General features: G+C 62.2%; 14 protein-coding genes and 1 tRNA gene. 3 read left to right on the top strand and 12 right to left on the bottom strand.

Annotation, left to right across the window (positions count from 1 at the left end):
- Nucleotides 1–364: 364 nt before the first annotated feature.
- The 3 genes from V5F59_RS18560 to V5F59_RS18550 all read right to left on the bottom strand — a co-directional run bounded on the left by V5F59_RS18560 (nucleotide 365) and on the right by V5F59_RS18550 (nucleotide 6,082).
- Nucleotides 365–1,060 carry a VIT1/CCC1 transporter family protein gene (locus tag V5F59_RS18560; RefSeq protein ID WP_006022566.1) on the bottom strand — a complete coding sequence of 232 codons (696 nt, stop codon included), beginning with the start codon at nucleotides 1,058–1,060 and terminating at the stop codon, nucleotides 365–367.
- Nucleotides 1,061–1,658: 598 nt separating this feature from the next.
- A complete protein-coding gene (locus tag V5F59_RS18555; protein ID WP_230646591.1) occupies nucleotides 1,659–4,841 on the bottom strand; it encodes an efflux RND transporter permease subunit in 3,183 nt (1,060 codons plus the stop codon).
- A 44-nt stretch (nucleotides 4,842–4,885) separates the two neighbouring features.
- Nucleotides 4,886–6,082: a TolC family protein gene (locus V5F59_RS18550; RefSeq protein WP_332119274.1), complete on the bottom strand. Its 1,197-nt coding sequence runs from the start codon at nucleotides 6,080–6,082 to the stop codon at nucleotides 4,886–4,888.
- Nucleotides 6,083–6,279: 197 nt separating this feature from the next.
- Between V5F59_RS18550 and V5F59_RS18545 the strand changes: the two genes are divergently transcribed.
- Nucleotides 6,280–6,933: a response regulator transcription factor gene (locus V5F59_RS18545; RefSeq protein WP_024343199.1), complete on the top strand. Its 654-nt coding sequence runs from the start codon at nucleotides 6,280–6,282 to the stop codon at nucleotides 6,931–6,933.
- Nucleotides 6,933–8,279, top strand: a complete 1,347-nt coding sequence (locus V5F59_RS18540) for a sensor histidine kinase (RefSeq protein ID WP_393976648.1) — start codon at nucleotides 6,933–6,935, stop codon at nucleotides 8,277–8,279. Before V5F59_RS18545 ends, V5F59_RS18540 begins: the two co-directional genes overlap by 1 nt.
- 31 nt (nucleotides 8,280–8,310) lie before the next feature.
- On the opposite strand, the gene V5F59_RS18535 is transcribed toward V5F59_RS18540, so the two are convergent.
- Together V5F59_RS18535 and V5F59_RS18530 are read right to left on the bottom strand one after the other, a co-directional pair.
- Nucleotides 8,311–8,757 carry a tetratricopeptide repeat protein gene (locus V5F59_RS18535; RefSeq protein ID WP_209612057.1) on the bottom strand — a complete coding sequence of 149 codons (447 nt, stop codon included), beginning with the start codon at nucleotides 8,755–8,757 and terminating at the stop codon, nucleotides 8,311–8,313.
- Between the two features lie 712 nt (nucleotides 8,758–9,469).
- A tRNA-Arg gene (locus tag V5F59_RS18530) sits at nucleotides 9,470–9,546 on the bottom strand.
- A 59-nt stretch (nucleotides 9,547–9,605) separates the two neighbouring features.
- On the opposite strand from V5F59_RS18530, the gene V5F59_RS18525 reads away from it, so the two are divergent.
- The gene (locus V5F59_RS18525; protein ID WP_393976647.1) at nucleotides 9,606–10,010 is read left to right on the top strand and encodes a helix-turn-helix domain-containing protein; all 405 of its coding nucleotides are present in this window, start codon (nucleotides 9,606–9,608) and stop codon (nucleotides 10,008–10,010) included.
- Nucleotides 10,011–10,200: 190 nt separating this feature from the next.
- Here V5F59_RS18525 and V5F59_RS18520 read toward each other — a convergent pair whose 3' ends face one another.
- From V5F59_RS18520 to V5F59_RS18490, 7 genes are all read right to left on the bottom strand, one after another.
- On the bottom strand, nucleotides 10,201–10,617 hold the full coding sequence (locus V5F59_RS18520) for a hypothetical protein (protein ID WP_393976646.1): 417 nt from the start codon (nucleotides 10,615–10,617) through the stop codon (nucleotides 10,201–10,203).
- Nucleotides 10,618–10,687: 70 nt separating this feature from the next.
- Entirely contained in the window at nucleotides 10,688–12,361 is a 1,674-nt protein-coding gene (locus tag V5F59_RS18515) for an arylsulfatase (RefSeq protein ID WP_393976645.1), read from the bottom strand.
- Nucleotides 12,362–12,687: 326 nt separating this feature from the next.
- Complete coding sequence (locus V5F59_RS18510) at nucleotides 12,688–13,086, bottom strand: hypothetical protein (protein WP_393976644.1); 399 nt, start codon at nucleotides 13,084–13,086, stop codon at nucleotides 12,688–12,690.
- A 216-nt stretch (nucleotides 13,087–13,302) separates the two neighbouring features.
- Nucleotides 13,303–13,443, bottom strand: a complete 141-nt coding sequence (locus tag V5F59_RS18505) for a hypothetical protein (protein WP_393976643.1) — start codon at nucleotides 13,441–13,443, stop codon at nucleotides 13,303–13,305.
- A gap of 240 nt (nucleotides 13,444–13,683) precedes the next feature.
- The gene (locus V5F59_RS18500; protein ID WP_393976642.1) at nucleotides 13,684–15,999 is read right to left on the bottom strand and encodes a cytochrome c3 family protein; all 2,316 of its coding nucleotides are present in this window, start codon (nucleotides 15,997–15,999) and stop codon (nucleotides 13,684–13,686) included.
- A gap of 86 nt (nucleotides 16,000–16,085) precedes the next feature.
- Nucleotides 16,086–17,927: a tetratricopeptide repeat protein gene (locus V5F59_RS18495; protein WP_393976641.1), complete on the bottom strand. Its 1,842-nt coding sequence runs from the start codon at nucleotides 17,925–17,927 to the stop codon at nucleotides 16,086–16,088.
- Nucleotides 17,928–18,041: 114 nt separating this feature from the next.
- Entirely contained in the window at nucleotides 18,042–19,103 is a 1,062-nt protein-coding gene (locus tag V5F59_RS18490; RefSeq protein WP_393976640.1) for an HAD family hydrolase, read from the bottom strand.
- Nucleotides 19,104–19,430 lie beyond the last annotated feature (327 nt).

The raw sequence follows: 19,430 nt of genomic DNA, 5'->3' as shown, positions 1-19,430 counted from the left end.
GATAAAAGTGCGAACGCATATGTGATTGAATCTGCGATTAATTTATTTTGGGGCATCGTGATCCTCTCATCTTTCAGCGTTCGCCGGCTGCCGCCAATAGCCCCACCCAAACGGGTGCGCCGAACCGAACGCGGAGCTGATATCGGACCAAGTACAAGGTATCCGGTATTTTGCTTCTCCCGGGTCTATGAGGAAATGACTAGCTCTTTCCAAATCTGGGCCGCGTACGCAGTGGCTCTCTCCTAGTCCTGAAGTCCGCGGCATGTGTGATTGGGTACCGCTGGAATACATCGCAGAAAATCCCATTCTGCAGCGATGCAAATATCGAGTGCAAAATCGATTAAAAAATAGAGAGCTCCGCGAACTAGACGGCTCGACCGATGAGGGCACCAATGGTCGCAGTTGAGGCCATGGCGACTGCTCCCCAAAACACGACCCGAAGAGTGGGTTTCCATATGCTGGCGCCGCCAGCGCGAGCGCCGATCGCTCCGAGAACGCCAAGTCCGATGAGGCAGGCAATGGAGACGGTCCAGGTGGCGGTCCAGGCCGGCGACAGGAGAGCGACGGCCAGCGGCAAAGTCGCGCCAGATGCGAAGGTGACCGCCGAAGTGAAAGCCGCTTGAACTGGCTTCGCCATCACATGACTGGTCAGTCCGAGTTCATCCCGCGCATGGGCCCCGAAGGCGTCCTTTGCCATCATCTGCTCGGCGACCTGTCGCGCCAGTTCGGGCGTTACACCACGCTGCTCGTAGATCGCGGCGAGTTCGGCCAGCTCCGCTTCAGGTTGCGTGGCAAGTTCGCGGCGCTCACGCGCCATGTCGGCTTCTTCCGTATCGGCCTGGGAACTGACCGACACATATTCGCCTGCAGCCATCGACATTGCTCCGGCGACGAGCCCCGCTACGCCAGCAACCAGAATTTCGTGGGAAGCGGCGGTCGCGGCGGCAACACCGACGATCAGACTCGATGTTGAAATCAGCCCGTCATTGGCGCCTAGCACCGCTGCGCGAAGCCAACCTATTCGTTCGATCAGATGGTTCTCTTTATGAAGGGCTCGCATGGAACATGGTCCTGAATTACATTTCTAAGGCTTTGTAACGCGGCGCTGAGCACATAGGAAAAGGCGCCTTGCCTTCGAGATCGATCTGGAAACTTGGCCGGTCAGGCTGATCAATGATGCTATCTTCCGATGAAACGCCTACCGTTCCATCGCCACATACGCTGTAGTCCAAAGCCGCATTCAACTTCAATCGCCGGAGTGTTGTCCAGGCCTCTCAACGTGACTTCATTTGCCCTGACACTCATCACCAGATGATATCGTCCGTGGTGCGACATGTAGACCTGATGGAGGCATTTTCCGCTGCTACAAAACGTAAGGCGGTCGCCACATCTGAGTTCATGAAGATGAAGAGCGATGAGACGAACGTTCCCAACGTCAATGAAGCGGCTGAAGCCACGCGTTGTTGTCAATTCATCGCCACATACCTTCCTGTATTTTTGAAGGCCTGCCCGCACTTCCGCCGGCAGGTTTTGCACGTAGAAAGGACTGGGTTGATTGTCATGGACAGGAGAACTTGCGAGCGAGAGGGCCGGCGAGACAAAGAAAAGTGACGTCATAGCGGCTAAGATTGCCACGTCACGGAGCCGATTCGATCTTTTCATGCTGAAACCTCCACTTCCAACGGCTGTTTCTCTCGTTCGACGACGGCTGCGGAGCGGCGCTCCATCCATCGGTAGATCGCCGGCAACAGCAGCAGCGTCAGAACGGTGGACGACAGGACGCCGCCGATGACGACAGTGGCGAGCGGTCGTTGCACCTCCGCTCCCGCGCCCTGTGAAATCGCCATCGGTACGAAGCCGATTCCCGCGACCATGGCGGTCGACAATACCGGACGGAGCCGATCCGTGGCGGCTTGCCGGACTGCCTCGATAACAGGCAGCTTCCGCCGCAACGCATTGATATGATCGATCAGAACGAGACCATTCAGCATCGCGATGCCGGAGACCGCGATAAAGCCGATCGCGGCGGTGATCGAGAATGGCATGTCACGTAGCCAGAGTGCCAGCACGCCACCGGTGATCGCAAACGGAATACCGGTATAGACGACGGCGGCATGACGGACGCTCCCCAACGCCGAATAAACGAGCAAGAAGATCATCAGCAGCGCCGCCGGCACGACGATCATCAGACGGGCTCGGGCCGCTTCTAGCTGACGGAACTGGCCTCCGAACTCGATGCGATAGGATTCAGGCAGCGCAAGCTTGCCGTCGAGGCGTGCACGCGCTGCGGTCACATAACCTTCGATGTCGCTGGTGTTGAGATTGACCATCAAGGCGGCGCGGCGCTTACCATTGTCGTGCAGGATCGGTTCGACCGTTCTCATCTCGCGCAGACTTGCAACGCGGTCCAGCGGCACAAGGCCGGACGCGCCGACGCGCAATGGAAGGGAGAGGATCGATTTTGTGTCCGCGCGTAAGGACTCGGGCATACGAACGACGATCGCGTGTCGATGCTCTCCGTCCGCGATGAAGCCGACCTCGTCCCCACCGATCGCTGACGCAATGGCACGGTTGACCTCGGCGGTTCCCAGCCCCAACCGCACCATCGCGTCGTGATTGATCTCGACCACCACACTGTGGGTGCGGCTGGCCGCTTCGAATGCGGCATTGGCGGTGCCGGGCACGCCTTGCAATTCCTCTCGCGCCTGCGCGGCGAGCCGCTCAAGCACGTCGTAGTCGTCTCCGAATATCTTGACCGACAGATCCGCCCGCGTGCCCTCCAACATTTCGTTGAAGCGCATCTCGATAGGCTGCGCGAAAAGGAATGACTGCTCCGGCGCCAGCGCAGTGGCAGCCTTTTCGATCGCCGCAACCAGCTCGCTCTTGTTGCGCGGCATGTCCGGACCTTGCGGCCATTGGTCGAGCGGCTTGTAGAAGATGTAGAGGTCGTTCTCATTCGGCGGCATCGGGTCGGTCGCAACCGCGCTGGTGCCGATGCGGGAGAAGGTTCGGGTCACTTGCGGAAAGCGACGCAAAATTTCACGCTCGGTTTGCTGCTCGATCTCAAGGCTACGGTCGAGCGACATCCCCACGGGCTTGTAGACCATCGCCGTGATGGAGCCCTCATCGAGGCGTGGCGTAAACTGCGAGCCAAGGGTCAGGAATATCCTCAATGCCACGGCCAACAGGACTGCCGATGGAACGAGAAGGGCAGCGGGATGACGGAGGGCGAAGTCCAGGACGGGACGGTAGCCCCGGATCACGAGGCCGGCGAAGCCACCGTTATGCGTGATGTGGTTGTCGGCGGTTATCTCCGGGAGAGAATCTTCCTTTTCACTGACGCTCGGCTGACGCACCTTCTCGCCTCGTAGCAGCCGGGCGCACAGCGCCGGCACTAGCGTAAAGGTAACGATCAGCGCCGCTGCCAGCGCCAGCATCACGGCTTGCGCCATCGGCTGAAACAGCTTCCCCTCGACGCCGCCCAGGCTGAGTACCGGCACATAAACCAGCGCGATGATGGCCATGCCGAAGAACACGGGCCGCGCCACGCCCCCCGCAGCGTTGATGACGATGCGACGGCGTTCATCGGCCGTCAGCTCGCGCCCCTTGAGGCGCTGTGCCTCGCCCATCAGACGCAATGTGTTTTCCACGACGACGATCGCGCCATCTACGACCAGGCCGAAGTCGAGCGCGCCGAGGCTCATCAGATTGCCCGATATACCGAGCGCATGCATGCCCGAGATCATCATGAGAAAGGCCAGCGGGATGACCGACGCGACGATAAATGCCGCGCGCCAGTTGCCGACCACGATCAGCAATACGACGGCGACCAGCAACGCTCCCTCGCCAAGGTTGCGCTCGACCGTCGCGATGGTGCGATCCACCAATTCTGAACGATCGTACTGAACCTGAAGGATCATGCCTTTGGGCAGCGCGGCGCGCAGGTTCGGCAATTGCGCATCGACGCGCCGGGCAACGTCCCGGCTGTTCTGCCCGACCAGCATCATCACTGTGCCGAGCACGGTTTCCTTGCCGTTGGTGGTCGCGGCGCCATCGCGTGGAGCATGGCCGATGGTCACGGTCGCCAGATCCGCTACAGTCAGCGGCCGCACGCCACCTGCGAATTTCACGGGTAATGCGCGGATCATCTCCGCCGTCGTGACACGCGCTTCGGTTCGGACGGTGAAGCGTTGGCCGTTCTTGGTGATGGTCCCGCCGCCGGCATTGGCGACGTTGGCGCCAACAGCCTGGGCAAGCTCGCTCGGCGTGATGCCCGCTGTCGTGAGCTTCTTCAGATCAGGCTCGATGACAAACTGACGTTCGAGGCCGCCGTTGGAATTGACGTCGGCGACCCCCTCGATCGCGCGCAGCATCGGGCGCACGATATATTCCTGAGCCTCGAACAACTCCATCAGTTGTTGCCGCTCGTCCAAATCGGACGGCGGTTGCGCCCATTCGAGTGTGTAGTACCAGATTTCGCCAAGCCCGGTGGTGATCGGAGCGAGGCGCGGCGATGATCCGGCTGGCAGCATGTCGCGCACTGCGGAAAGCCGCTCGTTGACGAATTGGCGTGCGCGAAGCTGGTCCGTGCCGTCCTGATAGATGAGCGTGACCTGTGACAGTCCGGTCTTGGTGAGCGATCGCATTTCCCGCAGGCCCGGCTGACCACCCATGCTGCGCTCGATGGGCAGCGTCACAAGACGCTCGATTTCCTCTGGCGCCAGGGCAGGAACAGTCGTGTTGATCTGCACCTGCACGCCTGTGATGTCGGGAATGACATCGATTTGCAGATTCACGAAAGACCAGATTCCAAGACCAGCGATCAGCAAAGCGATGATCATCACCGTGGCTGGTCGACCGGTTGTCCATTCCAGAATCCGCCGCGTCATCGGGACACGCCGTCGAAGCTGCGGCCGCCATTGAGCGCCCGAAGTTGAAGCATCGCTTCCATAGCCTCACGTCGCGTGTCGAGCAGAGCCGACAGCGCGTCCAGATACTGGCGCTGCATCTCGACGTAAGTTGCGATCGGGATCGCTCCCTGGCGATAACTATCGGCGGCGGCGGTAGCTGCGGCCGCAAATTTCTCGGTGGCCCCGGCTGGCCAGCCCGCAAGGGCTCGACGCTTCGCCTCGTAGTAGGCTGCCTGTTCGTAAACCTGCCTCGCGATCCGTCGGTTGGCGGCGAGCAGGGCCGCATCGCCCTGGGATTGACGGCTCAACTCCTGTGCGAGGCCAGCAGCCTGGCTATTCCAAAGCGGCAACGTCGTCGTCAGCCGTATGCCGAAATTGGTCTCGCGGCTGTCTGACTTCGCGCGATTGAAGTAGGGACCGACTGAGACGTTCGGCACACGCGCTGCTTGTGCGAGGTCAACGCGCAACCCTTGCTGCTGCAATTGCGCGCGCAGCGACTGAATCTCGAAATTGTTGATGCCAGCTTGTTGCGCCATGCGCTCGACCGACGGAAGGCCGGGCAGCGTGATATCGGGCGGAGCAATGCGGAGCCGCGCTTTGAGCGGCGCGCCGCGAAGTTGATTCAGTTCGTAGACGATCGTGCTGGTCTCGGAATCAGCCATCGCGGCATTTCGCTCCGCCGTGATGGCACCCGCATCCAGAATGGCCGTGTCCAGCGTGGTGGCGATGCCCGCCGGATCCCGCTGCTCCACAACGCGTGCAAGCTCGCGCATCCGCGCGGCAACGTCGCGTGCCGCGGCGGCTTTCCGCTCGGCCGCGAACAAGGCATATCCCAAAGAGCGTGCCCGGCTTGCGAGCGTTGCGTCGAATTGCGCAAGACCGAGCCGCGCCAGCGCGATCTGATGCTCGGCGATGGCGCGACGGAGCGCCCCGCGTCCGGCAAAGTCGAGCGGCTGCATAATCGACAAGCCATATGTCGGCCCGGCGCCTTTCGGTGCACCTGTCAGGCCGTCGGCCATCCGGCGTTCGCCTAACTCGAATGCAGCTTCAGGGTCCGGCAGGCGATCAGCCGCGTCGCGCTCAACACCTGCAAGCCCGATCTGCTGGAAATAAAAGCGTCGTTCGGGGTTACTTGCCACGACGGAATTGGCAAGTGCATCAATCGACAGCACGGCGGCCTGCTGAGCGAAGGCTGGGGTCACCAAGATAATTGTTGATATGCGAACGATTATCAGGAGCAATTTTAACATTGGCACGAGTCTCAACACTGACTTCTAGACGCCTGATTGCCACGCTAGTCTGAACACAAGCTGTCAGCGTAAATGCAGGTTGATCCAGTATCGGACTGCAGCAATCAGGAGACATGACCATTCGCATTCTTCTTGTCGAAGACGATCAGGACATTGGCGCCCGCCTGAAGGAAGGGTTGGCCAGCTTTGGCTTTGTCGTTGAGCATGTGGAAGATGGTGAGCACGCCCTTTCCTTCGCGCTGCAAGAAGAATTCGACGCGATCGTTCTCGATCTCGGTTTACCCGGCCTGTCAGGCATCGAGGTCTTACGGAGGTTGCGACGTACCGGGGCCGCCACACCGGTCCTGATCCTGACGGCGCGCAGCAGCTGGACTGAGAAGGTGGAAGGTCTCAATGCAGGGGCTGATGACTATGTGGCGAAGCCGTTTCACGTCGACGAAGTCGCAGCTCGCCTGCGCGCGCTGATGCGGCGCGTCGCGGGCCAAGCCACCTCCGAATTGCGCCACGGAGATATCGTGCTTGACCCCGTTGCCGGCACCGCCAATGTTGCGGGCCAGCCGATCGAATTGACGGCACAGGAATTTCGCCTGCTCCACCTCTTCCTGCATCGCGTCGGCCGCGTCGTGACGCAAGCCGAGTTGCTCGACCATCTCTACGGCCTGAATGAGGAACGCAGCTCGAATACGATCGAGGTCTATGTCGGTCGGCTGCGACGCAAAATCGGCCGCGATACCATCAGGACCCTGCGCGGTCTGGGCTACAGGTTCGGCTGATGGTCAGAAGTCTGCGCGCCCGGCTGCTGGTTGGCGTTATTCTCACGACCGTGACAGGTATCGCTGTCGCTGGCGTTTCGATTTCCGCGCTGTTCCGGGCGCACGTCACGGAGCTTGTCAATGCCGAGCTGATCGGTCATCTCGACGAGCTCGAAGGTCTGTTGGCCCGCACGGCCGACGGACATTTCGCTCTGGCACAAAGGCTCAGTGATCCGCGCTTCGCGCAGCCCGGGACTGGCTATTACTGGCAGGTGAGCGATCGCAACGGCATCGTCCTACAATCAGCCTCCCTCGAACCGCAACGGCGTTTTCCGCCACCCGCGCGGGGGGCGGATCGGCAGCTTACTCGCTCAGTCGAAGCTGGCCCGGCTGGTGAGCCGATGATCGCATATGAGCGACCGTGGCAGACCGCTGAAAACGGTTACGTGCTTCAAATTGGCGCCGACCAGCGGATCGTCGATGATGTACTGAGACATTTTAATCAGGCGCTGGCCCTGTCACTCGGCACACTGGCAATAGCCCTAATTGGGGCCGGCACGTTGCAGGCCTGGTTTGGTCTGCGTCCCATGCGCCGTCTGCGCGACGCGCTGGGCGACATTCGCGCGGGCAAAGCAGAAACCCTGCCTGGTGACTTCCCGTCCGAAGTTCGGCCGCTGGTCGATGATCTCAACGCTCTGATCGACGCCAATACCCAGATGGTTCGCCGCGCCCGCACGCAGGCGGGCAATCTCGCGCATGGCCTGAAGACACCATTGGCCGTGCTGACGGACGAAGCGCGCCGGCTGCTCGCGAGAGGTGATACCGAGGGCGCCGCGGTCCTGACTCAGCAAACAGGGCGGATGCAGCGCCAGATTGATTTCCAGCTTGCCCGAGCCCGTGCCGCAGCCAACGCCGGCCTGCCTGGCGTCATCACGCAGGTCGAACCTGCCTTCGCATCAATAGCCGCGGCGATGCGGCGGCTCTATGCTCATCGTGAGCTGACGATCGTCCATACAGCCGAGACGGAATTGCTTGCCGCCGTCGATCCCAACGACCTTGACGAGATGGTCGCCAACCTGGTCGATAATGCCTGCAAGTGGGCTCGTGGTGTTGTCTCGATCAAGGCTACGCGCGATACCCCGACGGGGCAGCTCCTTATTACGATCGTTGATGACGGGCCAGGCATCCCGGCTGATGCACTAAACCGCGCGTTCGCCCCAGGCGAGCGGCTCGACGAGGCCAAACCGGGAAGCGGGCTCGGACTCGCAATCGTCCGCGATCTCGCCACACTGCACGGCGGCTCTGTCGAACTATCCAATGGCAGAAATGGAGGCCTTCACGCGGAGTTGCGGCTCCCATCAGCCTGACAAGTTCAACGGCGTCTAGGTTGGGCGAGTTTCATCGTGGCCGCGTCGTCCGCGCACCATTCGACCTGAGCGATTCGGCGCGCTCGAAATCAGCATCCGCGCCGCTCTGATCTCCAGCGTTCGCTTTCATCGTTCCGCGTTCGAACAAGAAGGTCGGATTCTTCGGATCAGCCTTGATGACCAGATCATAATCCGCGATGGCACGATCAAAGAGTCCTTTACGCCCGAGTGCCTTCCCGCGATTATAATAGGCACCGAGGTAGTCAGTCCTCAGTTGTACGGCGCGATCGAAATCAGAAATCGCGCGATCAAGCTCTCCCTTGCTCATTAAAGCAACGCCTCGGTTGTTGAGCGCGACATAGTAGTCGGGGGACAAACGAAGTGCTCGATCGTAATCCTCCATGGCACGGTCGATATCTCCACTCGACCGCAGCGCGACACCGCGATTGTTATAAGCCGCCGCCAACTGGGTGATCATCCGCTCGCCTGCCTGGATAACCGCTGTGCATCCCCGGATCGAGCGATCGGGTACGATTTCGGCCGCATGCACGCACGAGTCCCAATCCTCGTCGCTCAAAGCTGATGTGGGCGACGAGTTAATTGCAAAGTACGCAATAAATATCGTTGTGCTCAATAACGTAAGAGCACAACGCTTCCAGCGGGTGGTTCGCGCTAGGATCGATGCAGTTCGTGTTCTCGTATACAGCGGCGTAATGCAAATGAGCAAAGAGTAGCCTCAAGTACGTGCATTATATTATTCCCAGTTTGTTCTCTAACAATCCTGTCTGAATTTTCCCTGACAATCGACGTTTGAGACATCCGATCTGGTCGCTTCCCGAACGAGAGTACACCCGTCGAGTGCTATAGAGATTACCAAGCGAGCGCCGTGCGTGCCATCCGACAGGGACAGATCCAAGACTCCCGGACTAAGCCTCAGTCTGGTAGCATGAAGACATCAGCGGTGTTTGATGTACTAGCAGCGGCAATCGACGGGACGGGATGGATCCGGACTCGGTCACGGGAGGGCAACGAGGAGCCGCTATCCGGAAGAAATCGTCCTGCAAGAATTGAACATCGCGCTCTGCGGCGCTGCCAACTTGAATGACCTCTGAAATATCTGGAGGTCAATACGGCGAATTGCTCTGCAACGGCGCTCCGCAAATATGCAAGATATCAACCTAATATTAAGTTGGCGCGCCCGACACGATTCGAACGTGTGGCCTCCACCTTCGGAGGGTGGCGCTCTATCCAGCTGAGCTACGGGCGCATCGATATTCAGATAGTGTCCGAGATCGACCACGGTCAATCGCGAATTCTAGAATCGACATGGCTCAAACGACGCGGGCTAAAGCCTCGCCGATCATCGCCATTCGTACTCCACAACCTCCTTTCGGTTTGCTTCCGTGGTGCTTCCGCGACCTCGAATGCGATTTTCGTGCTTCCTTCGAGTTTCGCCAATCGCTTGGTTTCACTCGTTTTTTACGACACCCTCGACCATCAGAAAGAGCTTGCATTTGCCTTCGGAGAGCCGGTTATTTCTACAGGGAACTCCTGGAAATTGCGCGGCGCAAACGGGCGGTTTACCTTTTGACTAGGACCCATATGTCCATCGCCGATATCGCCGCCTCCCTGGGCTATGAGGAGCATGCGAATTTCACGCGCGCCTTCGGGCGCTGGCAGCAATGTTCGCCGTCGGAGTTTCGCAGGATGAACGGCCAGGACCTGCCGTAGCAGAACCGCATCGCATGTCGATCCGGGCCGAGGGCCCTGTTTCCATCTCCGATTGCGGCGACGCGAGGCCGGAGTGTCACAGATCAGCGCTCGGCCAGACCATCACACGCATGCACCTCGTTTCGGCCCCGTGGTTGCCCAAGCAGCACGCCGTTCTGCCAGCCCATGGTCGCGCGCCAGTCAAAGTGGTCTAATCTCCGGGCAAAGCCAGGATCATGATGCCCGTAATCTGGCCATTCGTACTTAGACCGAGCAGCATGCTGCCTGTATCGCCGCGCGGAAATGTTAGTCGTACCAAATATACAATCTGACCTTCGCCGCTGCGCTGTTCCATGATTTCCGCCTTTTCCGGCGCCGCGCCGTAATCGCGAAAATTCAGATATTGCGACAACGTCTGCACCGCTTCAGCGGTCAGCTGCGCGCTATATTCGGCGCTGAGCTCGGAGCGATTGATCTGGCCGGTCTTCATGCGCCCGAACCATTCAAGGGCGAGCTTGGCGATCGGCTCGCCCGTGGCCGCAGTGGCGGCAGGGACGGGGTCGGCCTGCGCAGCCGTGCTGCAGGCCATGGCCAAGGCTAGAAGCAGTCGTATCGTGAAACGCCTCACTCCGGGCTCTCCTGCAATTGAACGGGGCGGCCGAAGCCGCCCCGCACCCTGCGTTGTAACGCGTCCGCAATCAGCCCCCGCTGCCGCCGGTGCGGATCTTGTCGAGCTGCTGGTTATTCAGCAGCGGGATCGGATTGTTGGGCTGCTGCAGATTCGGAACCAGATCGTTGGACGCCCCGCCGAGATACCGCGGGATGCTCGGGAACTTGATGATCGTCTTGTCGAACTCCGCGATGACCGGCTCGATCAGTGCCAGAACCCAGCCATTGTCCTGTCCGGCATACCGGCCGGGCGAGGTGGTCATCACGCGCATCGGCGCTGCACCGTTGAAGGTCATGTCGTACTTTTCGTACGGATCCATGGTGAGGTTGTAGGTCGCGCCGATGCTGCCAAGGTTCTGGTTCGGGCCGAGCCAGGAATCCTTCGCCGTGTAAAGGTACTTCCACGCAATATTGACCCATGGCTCCTTCGGGTCATCCCCAACGTCGGCCCGGGCCCCCTGGAAGACCTCACCGTCGATATAGACCCACGACTTGCGGGCGGAGTGCTGGGACTTTCCGAGGATGTAGGCGCTGTTGTCGATGCTGTCGAAGTAGATCGGCTTGCCGTCGTTTCCGGTCCATTCCTGCGGCGGCGGCGTCACTCCCACCATGCCCGCCAGCGTCGACCAGGCATCGATGTGCGACATCATCTCATGATATTTCGCGCCGGCCGGAATCTTGCCGGGCCACCACATGATGCCGGGCACGCGCCAGCCGCCTTCGAAGGCCGAGCCCTTCTCGCCGCGGAACGGTGTCGTGCCAGCATCTGGATAGGCATCGAGCCACGCGCCGTTGTCGGCGGTCAGGATGACGATGGTGTTCGGCGCCTCCTCGCGGATCGTCTTCATGATCTGGCCGATATTGTCGTCCAGCTCCATCAGCGAGTCGGAATAGTCCCCGAGGTGCGAGCGGCCGCGGAACGCAGCCGCTGCATTGGTGGGGTTGTGCATCTTCATGAAGTTGACGTCCATGAAGAATGGCTTGTCGGACTTCGCATGCGACTTGATGTAATCGACCGCGTTCTTCGCCTGCCGCACGTCGAAATCGGCGAGGTAATCATAGGTGATGGTGGCGATGCGCTTGGCCGGCTCCCCGGCCTTGCCCTCCCATTCGCTCAGATTCACCACCTCGTTGTACATCTTGTTGAACGGTGCATTGTACGACGGGAACCAGGGGTGGAACCACTTGCTGGTGTCGTTATAGGCGTAGACGCCGGGATAGTAGGCGGCGAAGTTCTTCATCTCGTCGAAACCGTGCTCGATGGGGTACGAGTCGGGCTTGTCGCCGAGGTGCCACTTACCGGAGAAATAGGTCGTGTAGCCGTTCTTCTTGAAGAACTGGGCGATCGTCGGCGTCTCCTTGCGCAGCCGGTTCTCGTCGCCAGGCGCCACCACGATCGACAGCGCCGAACGGATCGGAATCCGCCCCGTGATGAAGGAGGCGCGGCCGGCGGTGCAACTCGCCTGACCATACCAGTTGGTGAAGACCGCGCCCTCCTGCGCCAGCTGATCGACGTTCGGCGTCGGATGGCCGAGCGCGGTCCCACCGCCCGAATAGGCGCCGAAATCGTTCCAGCCAGTGTCGTCGGTCATCAGCATGACAATGTTCGGCCGCTTGGCGTCCTGCGCGAAGGCAAGCCCGCCTGACGCCAGGGATGTAACGACCCCCAGCGCGCACATGGATATTAACGAGAGTGGCTTCATGAACTCGGCCTCCGTTGCGCGCAAAGCTGGTCAAGGAAGGGGTGGGACGGCGGCTTGTCTTCGTTGCGGCCTGAGGTCCATCTACGCCCCTCGCATCGGATATTGCCCTGGCAGGCCCCGCCGCGTTGGCGGTTGATCAAAGCTAATCGCGCTTCGATCCACGTGTGAGGTTCCAACGGGTTCGCACCTGTTCGAACCTCACGATTCATGCCGGCGACGGGACCTGCGAAGCCGGGGCACCCGATGACGGAGCCGGACCGGACGGCCGTTCGCATACCGTCGGTACCGACGAGATGGCGCGCTTGGAGCTCGCCTTCGCCGGCCGCTCACCCCTCGAAGGGAAAAATCCACCGCCAGTCGTTCTTCATGCTGATGATGGTCCAGTGCTGGCGGACCGCGAGATCGTGCATCTCCTGGCTGAACGTCCCCACGGAGGTCGCGGGCAGGCCGGTCGCCGGGCCGTAGGCATATTCGCGCGCGGCATCGTCGTGCAGCACAGCGACGGACAGGCGCCCCGCGCCGCCCGCCTTCACATATTCCAGCATCTGCTGATCGTCGTCGGAGGAGTTGCCGAAGGCGGCCTGGGGCCGGCGTCCGTACAGCAGCCAGAAGTTCTCGATCTTGCCGGCGCCGAGATTGTCCAGCACCAGCTTCGGCTCGCGGATGAGCACCGGGCGCTGCTGGTTGTCATGCTCGAATTTGAAGGCCTGCTCGGTGCCGCGCACCTGCTCCGGGGGGGGAATCCGTACACCTTGTCGGAGTATTCCCGCATGAAGCCGGCACTGCCGCCCGTGGCGATGAAGGTCCTGTAGCCGTTGGCGCGCAGATGGCTCAGCACCTCGAGCATGGGCTGATAGACGAGATCCGTATAGGGCCGGCCCCAGTGCGGGTCTTTGGCGGTGGCGAGCCATTTAGGACCTCCGCGCGAAAGACCTCCATGGTCATTCCACTCTGCACGCGATGACGATCTCGAACAGTTCCCGCATCGACAGATGCGCGATCGCCTCGCGGCCGCCGGACAGGACCGCCTTGAAGGGCGCGCGCTCCTTCAGGTCCGGCCGCTGGGCGACCAGCGCGGGCACGCGGTCGAGACAGAACACCACCTGGGTGTAGACGGGATGGCGCCTGTAAATCCAGTGGTCATGGTGTTGCGCGTCCCACTCTTCATGGCCCTGGACGTCTCAATCCCGCCGCCCAGACTTGCCTGGACGAAGACCGGAGGTGAGGTGCCAACGGGTTTGAACCTGTTTAGGCAACGCCTCCTGCAGGTCCGCTGGTTCGGCGGACTTGGGTCAATCCCAAGGGGCGAGGTTGCGTGCGCATCAGCGCCCCTTCAGCCGGTCGGCGAGCCGCGAAAGGCTGGCATCATCCGGCTGCATCTGGGACAGGCGGCCGGCGAGATCCGCCGCGGTTTCGACGTTCGACTGGCGCAGCGCATCCTTCAGGGCAAGGGTCAGCAGCGCGCCGTCATAGGGATGCCGGCGCAATGCCTCCGCCACCACTGCCTTGACCTGATCGCTCTGACCAGTCGACTGCAGCGCGACGGCATAGACGTAGGCGAAGCGCGGCTCGTCCGGAGCGAGTTCCGTCCCGCGCCTGAGCTCGGCCAACGCTTCCGCGTAGCGTTTCTGGCGCACCAGGGAAAGGCCGAGCGCATGGTGAGCCGCGCCCGCTTCCGGCGCTCTGGCGATGGCTTCGCGCAACACCGCCTCGGCATCGGCCTCCCGCCCGAGCGCCCGATAGATATCGGCCAGGTTCACCGAAAGGGTTGTCGATCCGGGATAAAGGCGCAGACCGGCGAGCAGCTCGGCCTCCGCGGCAACGGGATCGCCCCGGCTGGCGAGGAAGCGCGCCAGGTTCGCGCGCGCGTCGGGCCGGTCTGCGTTCAACCGCTGGGCCGCCTCGTATTCCGCCATGGCTGCGGTGAGGCGTATCCTGTCCGCCTCGGCCAGATCGCCCAGCGGCTGATCCGCCAGCAGCAGCGCAGCCTCCGTGCGCACGGCCAGGACCGGATCGCCGAGAAGCGGCGCCGCCAGCTCCCATCGGCGCGGCAGCGGCGCGCCCGCAAGGGCCCGAAGGGCCACGACGCGCACCATGGGATCGGCATCCGACAGGGCCTTGGCCGTCGCCTCTGACGTGGCGTTCGAGGGGAAGCGCTGCGCCTCCGACAGAGCGGTCGCGCGGGCGATGCCGGGTATTTCGGGATTGGCTGCAAGCTTCAGCAGCAACTCCCGCGCGGCCGGCTCGGCCGCCCGCGCCTTGTGGAAGGCCTCGGTCCAGCTCTGGAAGCCCTTGCGCACGGGGCCGTGCCAGCGCTCCACCGCCTCGGCGGCCCAACGCGGCGGCTTGTCGGCGTGGCAACCGGTACAGGCGTTGGGGGTGTTGAACGTCTCGGAGAGGTCCGGGCGGGGCACGCGGAAGGAATGGTCGTGGCGCGCGTCCACCCCCATATAAGTCCGCGCAGGCATGTGGCACGAGATGCAGTCCGGAGCGCCCGGCCCGGGCGCGTGGCCGGTGTGGGCCGTGCTCGCGAAACGCTCTGGCGCGTGGCACTGCCCGCACACCTCGGCCCCCTCGGCCTTAAGCTTGCCCGAGTGAGGATCGTGGCAGTCGCTGCAAACCACGCCTTTGGCATACATCAGGCTCTGCTTGAAGCTCTGGTCGTTGAAGACCTCGTCCCGCATCTGCCCGTCGTCCTCGAACAGGTCGGCCGACAGGAGGGCCGGCATATGCGTGTCCGTGATCGGGTGCCCGGGCTGCCAGTTCTCGGATATGGCCCCGCGCCGGCCGTGGCAACGGGCGCAGGTCTCCACCTCATCCCCCGCCGGCCGCGACGTGCCATGGGCGGGGCTGCCGGTCGCAGGATTGATGGTCCAGTCCGGTGGCGGACGCCTGGGCGCCATCGACGCGAAGCCTTTCCCGGCGAGCCTGGGGTCGGCGCCCCCCTTGGCCCAGGCGATGTGCCCGGATGCCGCGCCGTGGCAGGATTCGCACCCCACGCTGATTTCCGAGAAGGTGGTGTGGAACGTGTCCGAGGCCGCTTCGTAATTCTTGCGCACGCCGGTCGAATGGCATTCCGCGCACATGAAGTTCCAGTTCTGGCCGAGCTTGGTCCAGTGCAGGGAATCGTCGTGGCGAACCTGCTCGCCGGGATAAAGATGGAACCAGCGCTGCCCGCCCTTCGCCTTCGGCCGGCTGTCCCACGCGAAGGGCAGGGCCTGAATGCGGCCGTCGGGAAACTCGACCAGATATTGCTGGAGCGGGTCCACGCCGAAGGTATATTTGACCTCGAAGGTCCCCATGGCGCCGTCCGGGCCGTCCGTCGTCACCAGGAATTTTCCGTCCTCGCGGAAAAACCGGGAGCGGATCCCGAAATAGTCGACGTCGACGCCGCCGAAGTCCCCGAGAACGGTGTCTTCGCGGGCGTGCTGCATGGCTGCAGCGTGCTGGGACTTGCGCCAGCTCTCGGCTTCGGCCGCGTGGCAGCCCGCGCAGGACTGCGAGCCGGCCATGGCCGGAGGGGTGTTCGCGCCCGCGCTCAGGAATCCGCCCGCCAGGATCGCGAGCGCCGACGCGAGCCCGATGGCCAGCGGGGCAAGGGTACCATGGATCCGGCTCAAGCTCGCTTCCTCCACCACGCCGAGTGCACCGTGAGCCTCCACAGGGGAGCAGACTTCGTCATCGGACGTCGGTTCCTCAAGGTTTCCGGCACCGCTGTCCCGCCTCATTCGGCTCGGGCCTGGCGATCCGGCTCGCTCTTCCAGCCGGCCTGCCGCAAGCCGGCCACGAAACGCTCGCGGGTTGCATCGCTGAAGCCGTGCTTCACGCACCAAGCATCGGCATCGCGGGCCAGATCGGGCGCGCGGGCGGTCATCATGGAGAGCGCATTGGCGGCTTCATCGCGATTCCCGCGGGCAGCCTGGATGATCGTATACAGCGACCACCCGCCGCCGAAGTCGTCTGCCCTCGCTCTGCCAGCGGCATCGAGGGCCGCGTCGAACTCCCCGCGCATGTAGTCTTCCAGCGCAAGCGCAAAATAGTACCACGGCGGCGGATCGAGACTGCGCCCGATCGCGCGGGCGAGATGGGCCCGTCCTTCATCGCCCTTGCCACGGAGGACGAGGTGCCAGCCCAGCTGCGCCAACGCCTCCGGGTCGTCGGGGCTCAATTCCACCGCCTGCCTCAGACGCCGTTCCGCCTCGTCGTGCCGTCCGCGGTAGCGCGCCGCCGCGCCCAACGCCTGGAGACCCAGAGCGCTTCGCGGCGCAAGCTCGACGCTTCTTCGCGCGTCCTCAAAGGCCAGTTGAAGCTCCCGCGCCATCTCATCCGGTGCGAGATTCTCGAAGCGGGCCGTGTCGATCTGCACCAGGGACAGGAGAGCGAAAGCGTCGGCATAGCGCGGGTCCAGCCGCACCGTCTCCTCCAGGCAGCCGCGCACCTGAGCGCGCGCCTGGTGCGAGAAGGTTCGGCGATAGGCATAGGCGCGCAGCACGCAGCCATAAGCCACCATCGACGGGGGCAGATGATCGGCGAGTTGCTCCATCGCAACGCCGCGGATGATACCGTAGGGCTGACCGAGCTCTGTGGAGATGAGGCCGGCCAGGCCTTCCCGCATTTCCAGCAGTCCGTCCGATGCGAGCTGGCGATCAAAGGTGTTACCCCACAGGACGCGGCCGGTCTTGGCGTCCAGGAGCTCGACGTCGACCTGCGTGCGGCCTTCCCCGGATCTGACTCTGCCCTCGACCAGATATGCGATGGGCAGGCCTTGGCTCGCCTTCACCGGATCCACCGCTGTGCCGTGCTGGAGGTCGAGGGGGGCCGAATAAAGGTCCAGCCCCGCAAAGCGCGTCAATGCGGTGGTGAGCTGCTGGGCGAAGCCGAACGCGAGATATTCCTCTTCCTTGGAGCCGCCGGACGGCCGGAACGGCAGCACGACCACGGTGATCCCATGCTTCTGCTTTACCGCGCCCGATGAAAAGGGTGCCATCCAGTGCTGCGGCAGATGCTGAGCCACGACGCCTCCGGCCATCAGCGCCAGTGCAAGGGCGAAGCCGGCAAGGGCAAGGCCAAGCCACGAGCGAGCATGCCGCTGTTCCGGGGCCGACGGGCCCGGCGGCGTCCCGGAGGGGCCGGCGGGTGGCTTGGCCTCGGCTGTCGCGGCCTCCGTCTCCGTCATGCCTGCGGCGGGCTTTCCATGGCCCTCGCACCATGCGAAGGCCGGCACATACGCGCCCTTGGGAATACTGATCCGCACCGGATCGCCTGTTCCGGAGGTCCCGTAATACATGTCGAGCTCGCGACGTAGCCGCATGGCTTCGACGCGGACCAGGGGATCGGCCTGGGCATCGAAGCTTTCGTCGCGTCCGAAGACAGCGACCGCAATCACAAACCCCTTCAGGCGGTCGCCCTGTCCAGCCAGGGCCTCGTCCACCAGGTAGCGGAGCAAATTCCGCCGTTGCGCGCTTGCGGTAAATCCGGGGCTCGCGAGAATGCGCTCAAGCTGGGCACGGACATCGTCCTGTGATGGCTTTCGAGGGCCGCTGTCGGTCTTCCGCGCGCGGAACATGTCTATCCGTCCCACCTTGCTCCGCTTCGCGCGCACAGCCTGTGCTCCGCGCGATACCACACGTGCCGTTCCCTCCCGCGTTCCGCTTTCGCGACGGTCTTGCCTGTTGCGCGTTCAGGGAGGAGAGAAGATGGTGGACCAGTCATTCTTCATGCTGATCACGTGCCACCCTCCCTTTTGCGCCTCCTCCATCAGCCACGGAGAGAATGTCCCGAAAGCGGTGTCCGGCAGGCCACCTGCCGGCCCGTAGGCGTACTCCCGAGCGGAATCGTCATGAAAAACGAGCATCATGAGATGAGGTCGCGGACCCTCTGCGGTCCATTGCAGCATTTGCGCATCGCCGTCGGAATTGCCGAATGCCGCGATGGGTCGTAGCCCGATATGGGCGTTGATGCCGACGGGCTTGCCCGCCTTGTCATCGATGAAAGAAATCTCGCCCAGCCGCATCAGCTCGTGCTTGCCATTGATGATCTTGTATTCGGTTTTGATGGAGGAGCCGACGACATTCTCGGGCGGGATGTTGTAGACGCGCGCCGTCCAGGGGCGCATGAATTCAATTCCACCCCCTGAGACGATGAACGTCTTGAATTCATTCTCCTGCAGGTAGTGAATGACCTCGACCATCGGTTGATAGGTCAGATCCGTATAGGGGCGATCAAATCTGGGGTGCCGCGCCTCGGCGATCCACCCGCTGACAATCTTCTCGAAATCTGCCGTGCTCATGCCGGCATGGGTTTCCATGACGATCTTCAGAAGACCCTCCTCACCCAGCGCCCCGAGGGTTCTCATATCGCCTTCAAGGGCGGCCTTGAAGGGTTGGGCTGTCTTCCATTCGGGGTGCTCGGGCGCGAGCGTTTTCAAACGATCGAGCGCGAAGGCGAGCTGCGTGTACATCGGGTGCTCGACCCAAAGCGTCCCGTCGTTGTCGAAGGTCGCGATGCGCTCGGCAGGTGGCACGTAATTCGAGTTGGAGGCATCCGTCGCGGATCTGACGAACGCGATGATCGCGCTCTTATTGACCCCTGCGTTCCAAGACGGCAACGGATCGTCCTGGGCCACCACGTTCTGGGCCACGACCTCCTGAGCCAGGACGTTCTGGGCCAAGACCGGAAATGCAAGGGCGACGGCCGCGATTACCGAGACAGCATAGCGCGCGACATTCAGTGGAATGCGCATCTCGCCCTCCTACGCTCCCCGCCTGGATACCACGGGGCATCCGGGGATCTTCTTTCCATTTGTCGGCCCAATGGACGACCGATTGGAGCGCTCTCGGACCATCTAAATTGTGCCAATACGTGCGATTTATACATTGGAATCGCACGTATTTGTCAATTTTCCCGCTTTTCGCGACCCAAGTATCCGCACAACATCATGGCATATATATTTTTAGTAATCTGCCCGGCATCTTTCATCATGATCATGATACCCAACGGCTCTCGATTCCAATTATCATTTTGCGTCAGGCGAGCGGATTTGCCTTCCGGTCAGCGTGCGGTGGGCCAC

The sequence above is a fragment of the Xanthobacter nonsaccharivorans genome, from assembly GCF_043194755.2.
Taxonomy (GTDB): domain Bacteria; phylum Pseudomonadota; class Alphaproteobacteria; order Rhizobiales; family Xanthobacteraceae; genus Xanthobacter; species Xanthobacter autotrophicus_G.
The sequence above is the reverse complement of the archived record's forward strand: the minus strand, read 5'-3'. Positions and strand labels throughout refer to the sequence as shown.